Source organism: Pseudomonas izuensis (assembly GCF_009861505.1).
Classification (GTDB): Bacteria; Pseudomonadota; Gammaproteobacteria; order Pseudomonadales; family Pseudomonadaceae; genus Aquipseudomonas; species Aquipseudomonas izuensis.
This window is the reverse complement of record NZ_WTFT01000042.1, coordinates 1-1,260: the sequence shown is the minus strand read 5'-3', so window position 1 is coordinate 1,260 and position 1,260 is coordinate 1. Positions and strand designations below refer to the sequence as shown.

Genomic DNA, 1,260 nt, shown 5'->3' with positions numbered 1-1,260 from the left:
CTCACCCACCTTCGCCGCCGGCACTTTCTGCAATTTGCACAGCAAATCATGGGACAGCTCATGCAGCCCGTGTTTCTGACGCAATTCTTCGGCCAGATGCGCCAGCAGGTTGGCGGCCATTTCCGCATCGGCCATGGCCCGGTGGGCCTTGCCGGTGTGGGGCAGGTTGGCGAAGGTGGTGAGGGTGCCGAGTTTGTGGTTCGGCGCCGCGGGCATCAGGCGACGGGCCAGCAGCAGCGAGCAGGCAAAGTTTTGCAGGCGGGTGCGCTTGATCCGTCCCAGCTCGAAATCCCAGAACTTCTGGTCGAACGCGGCGTTGTGCGCCAGCAACGGCGTGGTGCCGACGAACTCGTTGACTTCGTTCATCACCTGCTCCGCCGAGGGCGCGGTGCGCAACATGGCGTTGCTGATACCGGTGAGTTGTTCGATGAAGGCCGGGACACGCACGCCGGCGTTCATCAGGCTCTGGTAACGCTCGACGATGCGCCCCTGTTCAAGCATCACCACGGCAATTTCCGTGGCTCGACAGCTGCTGCTCGGTGAGATCCCGGTGGTTTCAAAGTCGATGACTGCGATGCGTTCCAAACCTGTTTCAACTCCGTAAAAATCAATTCTTGAGCAGCAAGGCGCCTTCGATGGGTACGTAACGGCTGGCGGCGCGGATCAGCGAGTTGGCAGTCAGGCCCGGTACGCCATAGGCCACCGCCTGCACACCGTGCTTGCTGATGATGCGCTCCAGCAACATGTCGAAATCACCGTCACCCGAGGCCAGCACCACTTCGTCGACATGGTCTGCCGCGTCCATGATGTCGAGGGTGATGCCCACGTCCCAGTCACCCTTGGCCGAGCCGTCGCTGCGCTGGATATACGGCTTGAGCTTCACGGTGAAACCGAGGTTGCGCAGGATCTGCTGGAACTGCTGCTGTTTGCTGTCGCCACGATCGATGGCGTAGGCGTAGGCCTCGACGATCTGCCCCTGCTTGCTGATCTCGGCCCACAGCGCGGCATAGTTGAAGTGACAACCGTAAGCCTGACGCACGGTGTAATAGAGGTTCTGGACATCGGCGAACACAGCGATTTTCTTCACCGCAACATCCCCTTGGTGCGCAGGCAGGATCAGGCACCGGGCCCGAAAAGTCGCCCAGTATGCCAGCCTGAAGGAGTGTTGTGGCGAGGGGTTCATCCCCGTTGGGCTGCGAAGCGGCCCCCTGCGTCCGTCCAGACTGACCGAACTGGTCGGATTTACGACTGCTGCGCAGC

2 protein-coding genes are annotated in these 1,260 nt (G+C 61.3%); both read right to left on the bottom strand.

Annotated elements, in window-relative coordinates:
• The coding region (locus tag GPL81_RS27505; protein ID WP_160109258.1) for a 3'-5' exonuclease at window positions 1–585 on the bottom strand (585 nt) is incomplete at its 3' end.
• Between the two features lie 22 nt (window positions 586–607).
• Complete coding sequence (locus tag GPL81_RS27500) at window positions 608–1,087, bottom strand: NYN domain-containing protein (RefSeq protein WP_096514962.1); 480 nt, start codon at window positions 1,085–1,087, stop codon at window positions 608–610.
• Window positions 1,088–1,260: the final 173 nt, after the last annotated feature.